The sequence below is a fragment of the Streptomyces sp. NPDC107471 genome, from assembly GCF_055582845.1.
Genome location: NZ_JBVJPC010000002.1, coordinates 933,146 through 949,205, shown reverse-complemented (window position 1 = coordinate 949,205; position 16,060 = coordinate 933,146). Strand labels below are relative to the sequence as shown.

15 protein-coding genes are annotated in these 16,060 nt (G+C 69.9%); 11 read left to right on the top strand and 4 right to left on the bottom strand.

All coding sequences use genetic code 11. The features are described 5' to 3' along the window. Positions 1 to 124 precede the first annotated feature (124 nt). From ACZ66S_RS09270 to ACZ66S_RS09260, 3 genes are read right to left on the bottom strand one after another with little or no spacing between them, the layout of a single operon-like run. Positions 125 to 973: a PaaX family transcriptional regulator gene (locus ACZ66S_RS09270; RefSeq protein WP_469900776.1), complete on the bottom strand. Its 849-nt coding sequence runs from the start codon at positions 971 to 973 to the stop codon at positions 125 to 127. Positions 974 to 1,025: 52 nt separating this feature from the next. Next, positions 1,026 to 1,229, bottom strand: coding sequence for a hypothetical protein (locus ACZ66S_RS09265; protein WP_469900774.1), 204 nt, complete (start codon positions 1,227 to 1,229; stop codon positions 1,026 to 1,028). Positions 1,230 to 1,279: 50 nt separating this feature from the next. Beyond that, on the bottom strand, positions 1,280 to 2,539 hold the full coding sequence (locus ACZ66S_RS09260; protein ID WP_469900772.1) for an ROK family transcriptional regulator: 1,260 nt from the start codon (positions 2,537 to 2,539) through the stop codon (positions 1,280 to 1,282). Positions 2,540 to 2,699: 160 nt separating this feature from the next. On the opposite strand from ACZ66S_RS09260, the gene ACZ66S_RS09255 reads away from it, so the two are divergent. From ACZ66S_RS09255 to ACZ66S_RS09240, 4 genes are read left to right on the top strand one after another with little or no spacing between them, the layout of a single operon-like run. Then, complete coding sequence (locus ACZ66S_RS09255) at positions 2,700 to 4,016, top strand: ABC transporter substrate-binding protein (protein WP_469900770.1); 1,317 nt, start codon at positions 2,700 to 2,702, stop codon at positions 4,014 to 4,016. 5 nt (positions 4,017 to 4,021) lie between these two features. After that, positions 4,022 to 5,014: a carbohydrate ABC transporter permease gene (locus ACZ66S_RS09250; protein WP_469900768.1), complete on the top strand. Its 993-nt coding sequence runs from the start codon at positions 4,022 to 4,024 to the stop codon at positions 5,012 to 5,014. A gap of 13 nt (positions 5,015 to 5,027) precedes the next feature. Then, positions 5,028 to 5,867: a carbohydrate ABC transporter permease gene (locus ACZ66S_RS09245; protein ID WP_053848248.1), complete on the top strand. Its 840-nt coding sequence runs from the start codon at positions 5,028 to 5,030 to the stop codon at positions 5,865 to 5,867. Between the two features lie 20 nt (positions 5,868 to 5,887). Beyond that, entirely contained in the window at positions 5,888 to 7,246 is a 1,359-nt protein-coding gene (locus ACZ66S_RS09240) for a GH1 family beta-glucosidase (RefSeq protein ID WP_469900766.1), read from the top strand. A 74-nt stretch (positions 7,247 to 7,320) separates the two neighbouring features. Here ACZ66S_RS09240 and ACZ66S_RS09235 read toward each other — a convergent pair whose 3' ends face one another. Next, the gene (locus ACZ66S_RS09235) at positions 7,321 to 7,968 is read right to left on the bottom strand and encodes a hypothetical protein (protein ID WP_078959859.1); all 648 of its coding nucleotides are present in this window, start codon (positions 7,966 to 7,968) and stop codon (positions 7,321 to 7,323) included. 302 nt (positions 7,969 to 8,270) lie between these two features. Here ACZ66S_RS09235 and hemL point away from each other — a divergent pair, with 302 nt between their 5' ends. The 7 genes from hemL to ccsB all read left to right on the top strand — a co-directional run bounded on the left by hemL (position 8,271) and on the right by ccsB (position 16,038). Then, positions 8,271 to 9,590: a glutamate-1-semialdehyde 2,1-aminomutase gene (gene hemL / locus ACZ66S_RS09230; protein ID WP_469900764.1), complete on the top strand. Its 1,320-nt coding sequence runs from the start codon at positions 8,271 to 8,273 to the stop codon at positions 9,588 to 9,590. Then, on the top strand, positions 9,587 to 10,276 hold the full coding sequence (locus tag ACZ66S_RS09225) for a histidine phosphatase family protein (RefSeq protein ID WP_469900762.1): 690 nt from the start codon (positions 9,587 to 9,589) through the stop codon (positions 10,274 to 10,276). The genes hemL and ACZ66S_RS09225 overlap by 4 nt, the downstream gene beginning before the upstream one ends. Before the next feature lie 188 nt (positions 10,277 to 10,464). Further along, a complete protein-coding gene (locus ACZ66S_RS09220) occupies positions 10,465 to 11,730 on the top strand; it encodes a polysaccharide deacetylase family protein (protein ID WP_469900760.1) in 1,266 nt (421 codons plus the stop codon). 66 nt (positions 11,731 to 11,796) lie between these two features. Beyond that, complete coding sequence (locus ACZ66S_RS09215) at positions 11,797 to 12,405, top strand: TlpA family protein disulfide reductase (protein ID WP_469900758.1); 609 nt, start codon at positions 11,797 to 11,799, stop codon at positions 12,403 to 12,405. A 1-nt stretch (position 12,406) separates the two neighbouring features. Further along, positions 12,407 to 13,180: a cytochrome c biogenesis CcdA family protein gene (locus tag ACZ66S_RS09210; RefSeq protein WP_469900757.1), complete on the top strand. Its 774-nt coding sequence runs from the start codon at positions 12,407 to 12,409 to the stop codon at positions 13,178 to 13,180. Positions 13,181 to 13,183: 3 nt separating this feature from the next. Beyond that, positions 13,184 to 14,941, top strand: a complete 1,758-nt coding sequence (resB, locus tag ACZ66S_RS09205) for a cytochrome c biogenesis protein ResB (RefSeq protein ID WP_469900756.1) — start codon at positions 13,184 to 13,186, stop codon at positions 14,939 to 14,941. After that, complete coding sequence (ccsB, locus tag ACZ66S_RS09200; protein ID WP_469900755.1) at positions 14,938 to 16,038, top strand: c-type cytochrome biogenesis protein CcsB; 1,101 nt, start codon at positions 14,938 to 14,940, stop codon at positions 16,036 to 16,038. Before resB ends, ccsB begins: the two co-directional genes overlap by 4 nt. Positions 16,039 to 16,060 lie beyond the last annotated feature (22 nt).

The window sequence follows — 16,060 nt, the reverse complement described above, 5'->3', positions numbered from 1 at the left end:
GCCTGCGGCGGCCCGTGCGAGGGGTTGCCGGGGTGCGGCTTTCCAGGGGCGCGGGGAACTGCGCGAACAGCCACGACGCTTCCGCAGCCGCCCTACCGCACAGCGAGGCACTTCTTCGGGCGCTCTACACCGACCGGCTGCGCAGCGGGGTCGTCTCCAGGGCCGTGCGGGCCGCCGCCAGGGCCGGGTGGGTCTGTTCCGCGACCCGGTGGAAGGTCTCCTGCGCGGTGCGGGCCGGCCAGGCCGGGGGCAGGTGGCGGGCCGGGAGCCTCGGGTCCGTGCGGATGGTCCGGAGCCAGTCGCTGACCAGGCGCAGGCGGGTGCCGATCGGGTCCTCGTCGGCGCCGTTGCCGAGGTGGGCGCTCCAGCGCTTGTCGAAGGTGACGTAGCGCGCGGCGATGGACTCCAGGTCCCAGGTGTCGCGGATCATCTGCTCGATGTCGGTCACCTCGGCGGCCCGGGCGTGGAAGATCTTGACGTGGTCCGCGAGCCCGAGGTCGGTGACCACCTCGGCGACGTCCACGTGGCCCGGCGCGATCCACAGGCCGCTGTACAGGGCGCCGAACCCGGACCAGGTGAGCCGCGAGCGCAGGTCGTGGCGCTGGCGCTTCCAGGAGTCGGGCAGGGAGAAGCCGAGCAGGGTCCAGGAGCCGTCCCAGTCGTCGTTGACGGCGCCCTGCTCCCAGATGCGGATGCGGCCGTCGATCAGGACCCTGGTGGCCTGCGGGGTCAGACCGAAGAACATCTTGCGGCCCTCGCGCTGCCGCTGGAGCAGCCCGCGGTTGACCATGCGGGTGAGGGTCGAGCGCACCGCCTGCTCGCCGACGCCGACACGGCCCAGGACGTCGATGATGCTGCCCGAGTAGACGCCCAGGTCCCCCTCCTCCAGGACGTGGTTGCCGAAGAAGGTCAGCATGAGCGACTGCGGGCGCGGCTGCGGCCCTTCCGCGGTGTCCAGGATGTCGTCGTCCACGGGGGCAAGCGTACGACCGCCCGCCGACCGTGCGGCAGGCGGTCGTACGAGGTCACCGGCGGTCGGCGGGGTGGGCAAGGCCGTCGGGGCGCGGAGAGGGGGCGGCCGGTCGGAAGGCGGGGCCGGCGCCCAGCGAGGTACGGCTGGTCTCGCGGACGAAGCACACCGTCAGCGCGGTGATCAGCGAGCCGCCGCACAGCAGGAGGGCGACCGGGGTGCCGTCGCCGCTGCTCGCGACCAGGCTTCCGGCGATCATCGGGCGGCCGCGGTGAGTCCTGGGGTCGACCGCTTCGCGGGGCCGGTCCGTCAGCCCTTCACGCCCTCCCGCTCGCGGCCGCGCACGGCCCGGTGGCCGCCGCGGGCGAAGAAGTCGGCCAGGGGGAGGCTCGCCGCGCCGACCGTGACCGCGTCCGTGCCGAGCCGGCCGACGTCGATGGAGACGCGTGCGGCGGGGTGGCGCAGGGCGTACGCGTCGGCGTACCGGCGGACGGCGGGCAGGAAGTGGCGGCCGAGCTGGAGGCCCGCCCAGCCGCCGATGAGGATGCGTTCGGGCTGGAAGAGGTTGACCAGGTCGGACAGGCCGGCGCCGACGTACTCGGCGGTCTCCTCCAGGACGGCGACGGCCACCGGGTCGGCCTCCGCGTCCCCCTCCGGATGGGCGGCGGCGAGCAGCGCGGCGAGCGCGGTCTCCTCGTCGGTGCCCTCCGGCGGGTGGCCGCCCGCCTCGCGCCAGCGGTCGACCAGCGCCCCCGCGCCCGCGTACGCCTCCAGGCAGCCCAGCGCGCCGCAGCGGCAGCGGCGCCCCCTGACCCGGACGGTCACATGGCCCCACTCCAGGGCGCGGCCGTATTCCACCTCCTCGGTGACGAGACAGGCGCCGATGCCCGAGCCGAACAGGACGACCACCGCGTTCCGGGAGCCCCGGCCGGCTCCGAACCACAGCTCGGCCTGGCCCAGGGTGCGGGCGCCGTTGTCGATGAAGTACGGGACCGAGTCGGGCAGTTCACAGGTCGAACGCAGCAGGGACTCCAGCGGGACGGTGTCCCAGCCGATCGTCTGTCCGTGCACCACCGCGCCCTGGCCCGGCGCGCGGGACACGATCCCGGGGACACCGATGCCGACGCCCAGAAGCTGTTCCGGGGTGACGTCCGTGTCGGCGAGGACCTCGGCGATGCCGTCGCGGATGTGACCGACGACGGCCTCGACGTCGTAGCCGTGATGCTCCAGGGGCCGTTCGGTGCGGGCGAGTTCGGTGAGGGTGAGGTCGAAGAGCTCGACGCGCACGCGGGTCTCGCCGACGTCGACGCCGATCAGGTGGCCGCCGGCGGGGGCGACGCGCAGCAGGGTGCGGGGGCGGCCGCCGTCGGACTCGACGGTGCCGGCCTCCTCGACCAGACCGTCCTCGACGAGTTCGGCGACCACGTTGCTGATGGAGCCGCCGCTGAGACCGGTGGCCGGAGCCAGTTCGTAGCGGCTCATGGGGCCGTCGAAATACAACCGTTGCAGTACGGCGGTTCGGTTGCCCCGTCGCAGGTCACGCACCGTCCGCCCGCTCCGCCCCACCATGTGGATCCCTTCCGACGCCGCCTCGACCTGCAAGATACCCTCGCGCCGACTCTTGACGCGACTTTCCTTCGCGTCTTAAATCACGCCATAAATTAACTCCGGGGTGGTGTTCGAGAAGCGAACGCACCGGGGGTCTCTCCCTGGAAGGGACACCAGAGCCATGCGCAGAACCCGAGCCGCGGCCGCCGGTGCGGTCACCGTTTCCCTCATGACTCTCGTGACCGCCTGTGGCGGCGGCTCGTCGACGAGCGGCGGGTCCAACGACTCGCCGAAGACCCTGACCTACTGGGCGTCCAACCAGGGCGCCAGCATCGAGGTCGACAAGAAGGTGCTCCAGCCCGAGCTCGACAAGTTCGAGAAGCAGACCGGCATCAAGGTCAAGGTCGAGGTCGTGCCCTGGTCCGACCTGCTCAACCGGATCCTCACCGCGACCACCTCCGGGCAGGGCCCGGACGTCCTCAACATCGGCAACACCTGGAGCGCCTCCCTCCAGGCCACCGGCGCGCTGCTGCCCTGGGACGCGAAGAACTTCGCCGCGATCGGCGGCAAGGACCGCTTCGTCGACTCCGCGCTCGGCTCCACCGGCGCCCAGGGCCAGGACCCGGCCGCGGTCCCGCTCTACTCGATGTCCTACGCCCTCTACTACAACAAGGAGATCTTCGCCGACGCCGGCATCACCAAGCCCCCGGCCACCTGGGACGAACTGGTCGCCGACGGCAAGAAGATCCAGGCCAAGGGCAAGTCCGCGCTCGGCGCCGAGGGCGCGAACCTCTCCGAGAACATCCACCACGTCTTCGTCTTCGCCAAGCAGCACGGCGGCGACTTCTTCACCGCCGACGGCAAGCCCGACTTCACCAACGACAACGTGGTGGCCGCCGTCAAGCAGTACGTCGACCTCATGGCCAAGGACAAGGTCATCCCGACCGGCGACGCCGAGTACGCCCAGAACCAGTCGGTCAGCGACTTCGCCAAGGGCAACCAGGCCATGCTGCTGTGGCAGTCCGCGTCCGCCAACCTCAAGTCCCAGGGCATGAGCGAGGACAAGTACGGCATCGCGCCCGTGCCCGTGCAGTCCGGCACCCCGGGCGGCGGCACCCAGGTCAACTCGGCCGTCATGGGCATCAACCTGGCCGTCTTCAAGAACACCGACAACACCGACGGCGCCAAGAAGTTCGTGAAGTTCATGACCAGCGACGCCGAGCAGAAGATCCTCAACACCGCCTACAGCTCCATCCCGCCGGTGAAGACCGTGCAGGAGGACACCACGTTCAGCACGGGCGCCAACAAGGTCCTCAAGGACACCCTCGCCACCAGCGCCGCCGCCCTGCCCCAGGTCGCCGACGAGTCGCAGTTCGAGACGGCCGTGGGAACCGCCGTCAAGGACCTCTTCGCCGACGCGGCCGCCGGACGCGCGGTCACCACCGAGTCGGTGAAGGCGGCGCTGGAGAAGGCCCAGCAGCAGATGCCGACGAAGTGAGCACGATGACCACCACCGCGCCCGCAGAGGCCGCCGTGGGCGAGACCCCTTCCGGGGCGGCGAAGCCCGGTCCCCGCCGCCGCCCCGGAAGGATCCGCCGCATCGGGCTGCCGTACCTGCTCCTGCTGCCGGCCCTGCTCCTCGAACTCCTGGTCCACCTGGTGCCGATGGTGATCGGCATCGTGATGAGCTTCAAGGAGCTCACGCAGTTCTACATCCGTGACTGGGGCGCCGCGCCCTGGTCCGGCCTCGACAACTACAAGGTGTCGGTGGACTTCGACGCCCCGGTCGGCGAGGCGCTGCTGCACTCGTTCCTCGTCACCGTGGCCTTCACGCTGCTGTCGGTCGGCCTGTGCTGGCTGATCGGCACGGCGGCGGCCGTCTACCTGCAGGACAACTTCCGCGGCCGGGGCCTGCTGCGGGCGCTGTTCCTCATCCCGTACGCCCTGCCGGTCTACGCGGCCGTCATCACCTGGGTGTTCATGTTCCAGCACGACAACGGCCTGGTGAACCACGTCCTGCACGACCAGCTCCACCTCACCGACAAGCCGTCCTTCTGGCTCATCGGCGACAACAGCTTCTGGGCCCTGCTCACCGTGTCGGTGTGGAAGGGCTGGCCGTTCGCCTTCCTCATCGTCATGGCCGGACTGCAGAACATCCCCGGCGAGCTGTACGAGGCGGCGGCCCTGGACGGCGCCGGGATGTGGCAGCAGATCCGCCGGATCACGCTGCCGTCCCTGCGGCCCGTCAACCAGGTGCTGCTCCTGGTGCTGTTCCTGTGGACGTTCAACGACTTCAACACGCCGTTCGTCCTGTTCGGCAAGTCGGCTCCGGAGGCCGCGGACCTGATCTCGGTCCACATCTACCAGGCGTCCTTCGTCACCTGGAACTTCGGCACCGGCTCCGCCATGTCCGTGCTCCTGCTGCTGTTCCTGCTCGTGGTGACGGGCGTGTACCTCCTGCTGACCTCCCGGGGAAGGAAGCCGGCCCATGGCTAGCACCAACTCGCCGATGGCACCGCCGCGTTCGTTCTTCTGGTCCCGGCGGATCTTCCTCACCCTGCTCACCGGCTTCGTCCTGCTGCCGGTGTACGTCATGGTCTCCAGCTCGCTGAAGCCGCTCGCGGACGTCACGGGTCAGTTCCACTGGCTGCCGAGCGAGGTGACCATCCGGCCGTACATCGACATCTGGTCCACCATCCCGCTCGCGCGCTACTTCGTGAACTCGCTGGTGGTGGCCGGCGCGGCGACCGTCTGCTCGGTGGTGATCGCGGTGTTCGCCGCGTACGCCGTCAGCCGCTACGAGTTCCGCGGCAAGCGGGTCTTCACGGTCACCGTGCTGTCCACGCAGATGTTCCCGGGCATCCTCTTCCTGCTGCCCCTGTTCCTGATCTACGTCAACATCGGCAACGCCACCGGCATCGCCCTGTTCGGCTCGCGCGGCGGGCTGATCCTGACGTACCTGACCTTCTCGCTGCCCTTCTCCATCTGGATGCTGATCGGGTACTTCGACTCGGTGCCGCGCGACCTGGACGAGGCCGCGCTGGTGGACGGCTGCGGGCCGTTCGGCGCGCTCTTCCGGGTCGTCGTGCCGGCCGCGATCCCCGGGATCGTCGCCGTCGCCGTGTACGCCTTCATGACGGCCTGGGGCGAGGTGCTGTTCGCGTCGGTGATGACCAACGACACCACCCGCACCCTCGCCGTCGGACTCCAGGGCTACTCCACGCTCAACAACGTGTACTGGAACCAGATCATGGCCGCCTCGCTGGTCGTCAGCGTCCCCGTGGTCGCCGGGTTCCTGCTGCTCCAGCGCTATCTCGTCGCCGGGCTGACGGCGGGCGCCGTCAAGTGACCGATCTTGAAAGGACTTTCGTGAGCATCGACCTCGCCGCACTCCCGCACGACTTCCTGTGGGGCACGGCCACGGCGGCCTACCAGATCGAGGGAGCCGTGTCGGAGGACGGCCGCTCGCCGTCGATCTGGGACACCTTCTCGCACACCCCCGGCAAGGTCGCCGGCGGCGACACCGGCGACGTCGCCTGCGACCACTACCACCGCTGGCGCGAGGACATCGACCTCATGCGCCGGCTGGGCACCAACGCCTACCGGCTGTCCGTCGCCTGGCCGCGCGTGATGCCCGGCGGCGACGGCCCGGTCAACCCCAAGGGCCTCGACTTCTACGACCAGTTGATCGACGCCGTGCTGGCCGCCGGCATCACCCCGTCGGTCACCCTCTACCACTGGGACCTGCCCCAGGTGCTCCAGGACCGCGGCGGCTGGCCCGCCCGCGAGACCGCCGAGCACTTCGCCGAGTACGCCTCGGTCGTGGCCGGGCGGCTCGGGGACCGGGTCGACCACTGGACCACCCTGAACGAACCGCTGTGCTCGGCCTGGATCGGCCACCTGGAAGGCACCATGGCCCCCGGTCTGACCGACCTCACGGCCGCCGTCCGGGCCTCCTACCACCTGCTCCTCGGCCACGGCCTGGCCGCGCAGGCGATCCGCGCCGCGTCCCCGTCCGCCCAGGTCGGCCTCGTCACCAACCTCTCCACCGTCCACGCGGCCAGTGACCGCCCCGAGGACCTGGAGGCCGCCCGCCGCATGGACGGCCACACCAACCGCTGGTGGCTCGACCCGGTCCACGGCCGCGGCTTCCCGGCGGACATGCGCGAGGTCTACGGCGTCGAGCTGCCGGAGCGCGACGGCGACCTGGCGGTGATCGCCACCCCGCTGGACTGGCTGGGCCTCAACTACTACATGCCGGTCACCGTGGCCGACGACCCCGCCGGACCGGCACCCCGGGCCCGCCAGGTCGCCCGCCCCGGCGTCCCCCGCACCGGCATGGACTGGGAGATCGACGCGAGCGGCATCGAGACCCTGCTGCTCCGCCTCACGAACGAGTACGGAGCCCGCAAGATCTACGTCACCGAGAACGGCTCCTCCTACCCCGACGTCGTACGCCCCGACGGGACGGTCGACGACCCGGAACGCCAGCAGTACCTGATCGACCACCTGGCCGCCTGCGCGTCCGCCGCCCGCAAGGGCGCCCCGCTGGCCGGCTACTTCGCCTGGTCGCTGCTGGACAACTTCGAGTGGGCCTACGGCTACGACAAGCGCTTCGGCCTGGTCCACGTCGACTACGAGACGCAGCGACGGACCATCAAGGGCACGGGACACCGGTACGCGGACGTCATCCGCGCGCACCGGGAGCAGGGCCGCAAGGCGGCCTGAGCGCGGACCGCCCGAGCGCGCCGGCCCGGGGAACAAGAAAGGGGCGGGGTCCTAGGACCCCGCCCCTTCACTGCTCACGGCCACACCAGGCAGTACGGCTGATGCCCCGCCTCGTGCAGGCGGTGGCTGAAGTCCTGCCATTCGTGCAGCAGTTGGTAGACGTTGAACGCGTCCCGCGGGCCGCCGCGGTCCGGGACCGTCGACCAGATGAACGCCGCCGCGCCGACCGCTTCCTCGCCTATGCCGCGCAGCGGGTCCACGACCGTCATGGGGAGCTTGACCACCGCGTAGTCGGGGTGCAGGACGACCAGTTCCAGCGGGGGGACCTTGTGCAGGGGGACGCCCTCGATGCCGGTGAGGACCATGGCCGCCATGGTCTCCGGCTTGATCTTGGTGAACATGCCGTTCATGCCGAGCTCGTCGCCGCCGAGTTCCTCGGGGCGCATCGAGATCGGGACGCGGGCCGCGGTCGCCCCGTCGGGCGCGCCGAAGTACTTGTACGTCACCCCCACCCGACCACCATTCCTGCTTCCCGCCCTCAACGGATCGATACGACGTTCGATACGTCGCTCGTCGCGTTCCGACTCATCCGGGGTGCCCGGGGCACCGCGTCCCTGACGGGTCTCGGCCGCTTCCTCCGCCTCGCGCCGGTGCCTTCCCCGCCGGGCACGTCGAGGACCCAGGTCATCAGTCCCCTCGCCCAGTCCGCCACCGCGATGCATATCTCCACCCGACTGCTTTTCTAGGACGCACGACCCCCGTCGCGCAACCCGATCATCGTGTCAGTGACCTCCCCCACGGCCGCCCGCCGAAACGTGCGTTGAAACACCTGTCCGCAGGATCTTCGCAGCCCCTGAACAGACGGCTCCGTGCCGTCGTCTCCGTGAGCTGTGTGTATCTGCATCCAGTTTCGCAGATCGTGGGGCGCCGGGGGGTTTCGAGGGCTGGCCTACCCTGAGGTAGTCACCGGCAACGGAGTCCAGAAAGCCGAACAAACCGGAGAAGGTCGGAGTAGTCGCAGGATATGAGTGAATTGCCCTATTCATACGAGGCGCCTGTCTCGCAGGCCCTGTTCGACCGCGCGTCCGCCGTCACGCCGGGCGGCGTGAACTCCCCGGTCCGCGCCTTCCGTGCCGTGGGCGGCACCCCCCGCTTCATGGTGTCCGGCACCGGGCCCTACCTGACCGACGCCGACGGACGGGAGTACGTCGACCTCGTGTGCTCCTGGGGCCCCATGATCCTCGGGCACGCGCACCCCGAGGTCATCGCCGCCGTCCAGGAGGCGGTGTCGAAGGGCACCTCCTTCGGCACCCCCGGTGAGGGCGAGGTCGCGCTCGCCGAGGAGATCGTGGCCCGGGTCGAGCCCGTCGACCAGGTGCGGCTCGTCTCCAGCGGGACCGAGGCCACCATGTCGGCGATCCGGCTCGCCCGCGGCTTCACCCGGCGCACCAAGGTCATCAAGTTCGCCGGGTGTTACCACGGTCACGTCGACTCGCTGCTCGCCGCGGCCGGTTCCGGCGTCGCCACCTTCGCGCTGCCCGACACCCCCGGCGTCACCGGCGCCCAGGCCGGCGACACGATCGTGCTGCCGTACAACGACCTCGAAGCCGTCCACGAGGCCTTCCACCGCCACCCCGGCGAGATCGCCTGTGTGATCACCGAGGCCTCGCCCGGCAACATGGGGGTCGTGCCGCCGCTGCCCGGCTTCAACCAGGGACTGAAGGACGCCTGCGCGCAGAACGGCGCCCTCTACATCTCCGACGAGGTCATGACCGGGTTCCGGACCAGCCGGAGCGGCTGGTACGGCATCGACGGGGTCAAGCCGGACCTCATGACCTTCGGCAAGGTCATGGGCGGCGGGTTCCCGGCCGCCGCCTTCGGGGGCCGCGCCGACGTCATGGCCCACCTCGCTCCCGCCGGGCCCGTCTACCAGGCCGGCACCCTCTCCGGGAACCCGGTCGCCACCGCCGCCGGCCTCGCCCAGTTGCGGCTGCTCGACGACACGGCCTACGCCAAGGTCGACGCGGTCTCCGAGCAGATCCGCTCGCTGGTCTCCGAGGCGCTCGGCAAGGAGGGCGTCGCGCACACCGTGCAGACCGCCTCCAACATGTTCTCGGTGTTCTTCACCGACCGGCCGGTGCGCGACTACGAGGACGCCAAGGCGCAGGAGTCCTTCCGGTTCACCGCGTTCTTCCACTCCCTCCTGGAGAACGGCGTCTACCTGCCGCCGTCCTCCTTCGAGTCGTGGTTCGTCTCCACGGCCCATGACGACCAGGCGGTTCAGCGCATCGCCGACGCCCTCCCGGCGGCGGCCCGAGCGGCGGCGGAGGCCACGGCAGCATGAGCACCCCCAGCAACAGCGACATCACCGTCGTCCATTTGATGCGGCACGGCGAGGTCGCCAACCCCGACGGGGTCCTCTACGGCCGTCTCGAGGGCTACCACCTCTCCGAGCTCGGGCGGCAGATGGCCGACCGGGTCGCCGACCACCTGGCCTCCCGGGACGTCACCCATGTCTGCGCCTCCCCGCTGGAGCGGGCGCAGGAGACCGCGACGCCCATCGCCAAGGCGCACGGCCTCGACCTCGCGACCGACGAGCGGCTCATCGAGGCGGAGAACGTCTTCCAGGGCAAGACCTTCGGCGTCGGCGACGGGGCGCTGAAGAACCCGGAGAACTGGAAGCACCTCGTCAACCCCTTCAAGCCGTCCTGGGGCGAGCCGTACATCGACCAGGTCGTCCGGATGAAGGGCGCGCTGGACGCGGCCAGGGACCGGGCGCGCGGCCACGAGGCCGTGCTGGTCAGCCATCAGTTGCCGATCTGGATCGTGCGGTCGTACGTCGAGAAGCGGCGGCTGTGGCACGACCCGCGCAAGCGGCAGTGCACGCTCGCCTCCCTGACGTCCTTCACGTACCAGGGCGACCGGATCGTGTCCGTGGGGTACTCCGAGCCCGCGATCGATCTGGTGCCGGTGCATCTCCGTGCCGGGGCCAAGCCGGCGAAGGGCAAGAGCAAGGCGTTCGGGGCGTAGCGCTCCGCGGGAGACCGAGCAAGAAGGCCGTGGGGAACTGCCGCGCCGTCGTGGCTGGTCGCGCAGTTCCCCGCGCCCTCTGAGGGGCGCGTTGCTGTTACCGAATCCGCAAATTTCGCCGGAACCTTCCCCCTCCTCACGTCCTCTGACTGGGTGACCACCGGAGAACGTGAACGAATCGGGGAAGCATGCGCACTGTCAGCCGAAGGGGAGCACTCGGGCTCGGTGCGGGCGCCGCGGCGGCCGTGGGGCTCTCGGGGTGCGGGACCCCCAGCAAGTCGGACGGCGTGACCCACGCCTCGGCCCCCAGCGCCTCGCCCAGTAAGAAGCCGGTCACCGCGCGCCCCATCGGTGACGGCTCCACCTCCTTCACCGGCAAGCAGCCCCACCAGCCCGGCAAGCCGGTGCCCCTTGAGCCCGGCCAGACCCCGCCGCAGTTCGTCGTCTTCTCCTGGGACGGCGCCGGCGAGGTCGGCAACGGCCTCTTCCCGCGCTTCCTCGACCTCGCCAGGAAGCACGAGGCGCACATGACCTTCTTCCTCTCCGGGCTGTATCTGCTGCCCGAGTCGAAGAAGCGGCTCTACGACCCCCCGAACAACCCCCGCGGCGCCTCCGACATCGGCTACCTCACCGACGAGCACGTCAAGGCGACCCTGACGAACATCCGCCGGGCCTGGCTCGAGGGGCACGAGATCGGCACCCACTTCAACGGCCACTTCTGCTCCGGCTACGGCACCGTCGGCAACTGGACGCCCCAGCAGTGGAAGAGCGAGATCGAGCAGGCGAAAGCTTTCGTCAAGGAGTGGCGCACCAACACCGGCTGGACCGACCTGCCCGCGCTGCCCTTCGACTACGACAAAGAACTCGTCGGCGGCCGCACCCCCTGCCTGCTGGGCCAGGACAAGCTGCTGCCCACCGCCCGCGAGCTCGGCTGGCGCTACGACGCCTCCTCGCCCGGCGGCCGCCAGGTCTGGCCCGAGAAGAAGAACGGCATATGGGACCTGCCGCTCCAGGCGATACCGTTCCCCGGACGCGGCTTCGAGGTCCTGTCCATGGACTACAACATGCTCGCCAACCAGTCGGTCAACTCGACCAACGCGCCCGCGTACAACTACCCGGCCTGGCGCAGGCAGTCCGCCGGGGCCTACATCGCCGGCTTCCGGCGGGCCTACGAGACCAACCGCGCCCCCTTCTTCGTCGGCAACCACTTCGAGCACTGGAACGGCGGCATCTACATGGACGCCGTCGAGGAGGCCTTCAAGCACATCGCGCGGGAGAAGGAGAAGGGCGCCGACGTGCGCATGGTCTCCTTCCGGCAGTTCGTCGACTGGATGGACGTACAGAAGCCCGAGGTGCTCGCCAAGCTCCGCACGCTCGATGTCGGCCAGGAGCCGGCCGGTGGCTGGAAGACGTTCCTCAAGGGGTCCTCGACACCCTCCTCGAACGCTGCCTGAAATGCGGGTTTCCGCCCGCAAGGGGGGTGCTCAAGATCCCCGGAACGGGCATGCGAAACTTTTCACATGAGTGCCGCCAGCCGTAGCCGCTCCCGAGTCCGCACCGCCCTGCTCACCGCGGGTGCCGCAGCAGCGGCGCTGACCCTGTCCGCCTGCAGTTCGGGCGGCACCTCGGGCGGCGGCGGCGACACCAACTTCATCATGGGCGCGGACGGCATCTCGACAGCCGAGCAGGGAGACCGGGGCACCGCCCCCGACCTGTCCGGCAAGACCGTCGACGGGGGCCGGCTCGACGTCGCCGACTACAAGGGCAAGGTCGTCGTCCTGAACATGTGGGGCTCCTGGTGCGCCCCGTGCCGGGCCGAGGCACCCAACCTGGAAGCGGTCCACAAGGAGCTCAAGGGCAAGGGCGTGCAGTTCGTCGGCGTCAACACCCGCGACACCAGCGTTCAGAACGCCCGCGCCTTCGAGAAGGACATGGGCATCACCTTCCCCAGCCTGTACGACCCGACGGGCAAGCTGATGCTCCGCTTCGCCAAGGGCACCCTCAACCCGCAGGCCGTGCCCTCCACGCTCGTCATCGACCGGGACGGGAAGATCGCCGCCCGCTCCCTGGCCGCGCTCAGTGAGAGCAAGCTGCGCAAGATGATCGACCCGGTCCTGGCGGAGAAGTGACGTGAGCGCAGTCGTCACGCTCGCCGCCGAGACGGGCTACAACGGCACCGTCCTCAACGGCGCCCTGCTTCTCGCCCTGCCCATCGCGGTCCTCGGCGGCCTCGTCTCCTTCTTCTCCCCGTGCGTCCTGCCGCTGGTCCCCGGCTATCTGTCGTACGTGACCGGCGTCACCGGCACCGATCTCGCCGAGGCCCGGCGCGGCCGGATGGTCGCGGGCGCCTCCCTGTTCGTGCTCGGCTTCACCGCGGTGTTCGTCTCCAGCGGGGCGCTGTTCGGCTACTTCGGCCAGACGCTCCAGGAGAACCAGGGCGTGCTGTCCAAGGTGCTGGGCGTGCTCATGATCCTCATGGGCGTCTTCTTCATGGGCCTGATGCCCTGGATGACCCAGCGGGAGTTCCGCTTCCACAACAAGCCCACCATGGGCCTGGTCGGCGCCCCGCTGCTCGGCGCGCTGTTCGGCATCGGCTGGACCCCGTGCATCGGCCCGACCCTCGCCTCGGTGATCGCCCTGTCCTCCCAGCAGGGCAGCGCGGGCCGCGGTGCCATACTGACCGTCGCCTACTGCCTCGGCCTCGGGGTGCCCTTCGTGCTCGCCGCGGTCGCCTTCCGCAAGGCGCTCGGCGCCTTCGGCTGGGTCAAGCGCCACTACGTCTGGGTCATGCGCATCGGCGGCACCATGATGATCGTGACCGGACTGCTGCTGCTGACCGGCGCGTGGGACCGACTCGTGCAGGACGTCCAGTCCTGGTCCGCCGGCTTCACTGTGGGGATCTGATCCATGAGCAAGACCGCACCCGACACCCCCGACGCCTCCGTCGGCGACCAGGACCTCGGGGCCGCCGGCTCCCAGCTCTCCACCGCGCCCGTCGAGTCCGCGCCGAACCTGCCCTCGCTCGGGGTGATCGGCTGGGCCCGCTGGTTCTGGCGCCAGCTCACCTCCATGCGGGTCGCGCTGCTGCTGCTCCTGCTGGTGGCGCTCGGTGCGATCCCCGGCTCGCTGATCCCGCAGACCGGGACCGACGCCACGAAGGTCGCCGACTTCGTCAAGAAGAACCCCACCCTCGGGGACGTCTACGACAAGCTCGGCCTCTTCCACGTCTACAGCTCGGTGTGGTTCTCCGCGATCTACATCCTGCTGTTCGTCTCCCTCATCGGCTGCATCGTGCCCCGCACCTGGCAGTTCGTCGGGCAGCTCCGCAGCCGCCCGCCGGGCGCGCCCAAGCGGCTGACCCGGCTGCCCGCCTACACCACCTGGCGCACCGGGGCCGAGCCCGAGCAGGTCCGGGATGCCGCGCTCGCCCTGCTGAAGAAGCGGCATTTCCGCGCCCACCTCGCGGGCGACAACGTCGCCGGTGAGAAGGGCTACCTCCGCGAGGTCGGCAACCTCGCCTTCCACATCGCGCTGATCGTGATGCTGACCGCCTTCGCCTGGGGCCAGCTCTTCAAGTCCGAGGGCAACAAGCTGGTCGTCGAGGGCGACGGCTTCTCCAACACCCTCACCCAGTACGACGACTTCAAGTCCGGGAACCTCTTCGACACCGGCGACCTGGTGCCGCTCAGCTTCAGGCTGAACAAGTTCACCGGCACCTACGAGACCTCCGGACCCAACAAGGGCACCCCGCGCCTCTACCAGGCCGCCATCACCTACAGCGAGGGCGCCTACGGCAAGGACCACAAGACCCTCGTCAAGGTCAACGAGCCGCTGGAGATCGGCGACGCGAAGGTCTACCTCACCGCCCACGGTTACGCCCCCCTCATCACCGTGCGGGACGGCAAGGGCAACGTCGTCTTCCATGACGCGGTCGCGCTGCTGCCGCTGGACTCCAACGTCACCTCCACCGGTGTGATCAAGGTCCTCGACGGCTACCGGAACGCCAAGGGCGTCAGCGAGCAGCTCGGCATCTCGGCCTTCTTCCTGCCGACCTACACCAAGGGCAGCGAGACCGCCTCCACCTTCCCCGCGCTGCTCAACCCGGTGCTCAACCTCACGCCGTACCACGGTGACCTCGGTGTCGACTCGGGCATCCCGCAGAGCGTGTACCAGCTCGACAAGTCGCACGTGAAGGACTTCAAGGATGCCAAGGGCCAGGAGCTCAGGCAGAACCTGAAGCCCGGCCAGACCATGCAGCTCCCGAACGGCGCCGGCTCGGTCACCTACGAGGGCACCAAGCAGTGGGCGAACTTCCAGGTCGTCCAGCAGCCCGCCAGTGGCTGGGCCCTCGGCGGCGCTCTCACCGCGATCTTCGGCCTCGCCGCGTCCCTGTTCATCCAGCGCCGCCGGGTGTGGGTGCGCGCGGTGCGCGGCGACGACGGCGTGACGGTCGTCGAGATGGCCGGCCTCGGCCGCAGCGAGTCGGCGAAGGTACCCGAAGAACTGGGAGAGCTGGCGGGAGTGCTGTACGACCAATCGCCGAGTACGGCACCCCGCTCCGGGGCGCGGGGAACTGCGCGACAAGCCCCCACGGACCCGCAGCCGCCCAACGGGCAATCCACTCCCGAACCCCAAGAAGCACCCTCCGAAGGGGCTGAGAAGTGACTCTCGCCGCCGCAACCGAGCTGGCCACCGCCACCAACGAGCACCTCGCCAACATCAGCAACACGCTGATCTACTCCTCCATGGCCGTCTACACCCTGGCCTTTTTCGCGTACATCGCCGAATGGCTCTTCGGCAGCCGCAGCAAGGTCGGACGGACCGCCGCCGCGCTCACCGCCGACACGAAGGCCAGGGCCAAGGCGCCCGCGGTCACCGTGAACCAGGGCGGCAGCACCGCCGTACTGGAGCGGCCGCAGGTCGTGGTGCGGTCGGCGGCCGGGGCGCGGGACGTGCCGGACGGGCCGGGGGCCCACGGCGGGGACGAGCAGGGCGACCTCTACGGGCGTATCGCCATCTCCCTGACGGTGCTCGCCTTCGTCGTCGAGCTCGCCGGGGTGGTCGCTCGCGCGGCCTCGGTGGAGCGGGCGCCCTGGGGCAACATGTACGAGTTCAACATCACCTTCTCCACGGTGGCGGTCGCCGTGTACCTGGGGCTGCTGGCCCTGCGGAAGAACGTGCGCTGGCTCGGCCTGTTCCTGGTCACCACGGTCCTCCTCGATCTCGGTCTCGCCGTCACCGTCTTGTACACCGCCAGCGACCAGTTGGTTCCCGCCCTCCACTCGTACTGGCTGTACATCCACGTCTCCACCGCGATCTTCTGCGGCGCGGTGTTCTACGTCGGCGCGGTCGCCACGATCCTGTACCTCTTCAAGGACAGCTACGAGAACAAGATCGCGAGCGGTGGCACCCCCGGCCGGTTCGCGAACTCCGTCCTCGACCGGCTGCCGGCCTCCGCGAGCCTCGACAAGTTCGCCTACCGCGTCAACGCGGCCGTCTTCCCGCTGTGGACGTTCACGATCATCGCGGGCGCGATCTGGGCCGGCGACGCGTGGGGCCGCTACTGGGGCTGGGACCCCAAGGAGACCTGGTCCTTCATCACCTGGGTCGCCTACGCCTGCTACCTGCACGCCCGCGCCACGGCCGGCTGGAAGGGCCGCAAGGCCGCCTACCTGGCGATGCTCGCCTTCGGCTGCTGGCTGTTCAACTACTACGGCGTCAACATCTTCGTCTCCGGCAAGCACTCGTACGCGGGCGTCTGACCACGTGCGGAAGGCGGGGCTC

Bases quoted from the DNA above. Each gene is read 5' to 3' on its own strand.
- ACZ66S_RS09260 (WP_469900772.1), bottom strand. From the start codon at position 2,539: ATGGTGGGGCGGAGCGGGCGGACGGTGCGTGACCTGCGACGGGGCAAC.
- ACZ66S_RS09220 (WP_469900760.1), top strand. From the start codon at position 10,465: ATGCGCACTGTCAGCCGAAGGGGAGCACTCGGGCTCGGTGCGGGCGCC.
- ACZ66S_RS09265 (WP_469900774.1), bottom strand. From the start codon at position 1,229: ATGATCGCCGGAAGCCTGGTCGCGAGCAGCGGCGACGGCACCCCGGTC.
- ACZ66S_RS09235 (WP_078959859.1), bottom strand. From the start codon at position 7,968: ATGCATCGCGGTGGCGGACTGGGCGAGGGGACTGATGACCTGGGTCCT.
- ACZ66S_RS09255 (WP_469900770.1), top strand. From the start codon at position 2,700: ATGCGCAGAACCCGAGCCGCGGCCGCCGGTGCGGTCACCGTTTCCCTC.
- resB (WP_469900756.1), top strand. From the start codon at position 13,184: ATGAGCAAGACCGCACCCGACACCCCCGACGCCTCCGTCGGCGACCAG.
- ACZ66S_RS09250 (WP_469900768.1), top strand. From the start codon at position 4,022: ATGACCACCACCGCGCCCGCAGAGGCCGCCGTGGGCGAGACCCCTTCC.
- ACZ66S_RS09215 (WP_469900758.1), top strand. From the start codon at position 11,797: ATGAGTGCCGCCAGCCGTAGCCGCTCCCGAGTCCGCACCGCCCTGCTC.
- ACZ66S_RS09225 (WP_469900762.1), top strand. From the start codon at position 9,587: ATGAGCACCCCCAGCAACAGCGACATCACCGTCGTCCATTTGATGCGG.
- ACZ66S_RS09245 (WP_053848248.1), top strand. From the start codon at position 5,028: ATGGCACCGCCGCGTTCGTTCTTCTGGTCCCGGCGGATCTTCCTCACC.
- hemL (WP_469900764.1), top strand. From the start codon at position 8,271: ATGAGTGAATTGCCCTATTCATACGAGGCGCCTGTCTCGCAGGCCCTG.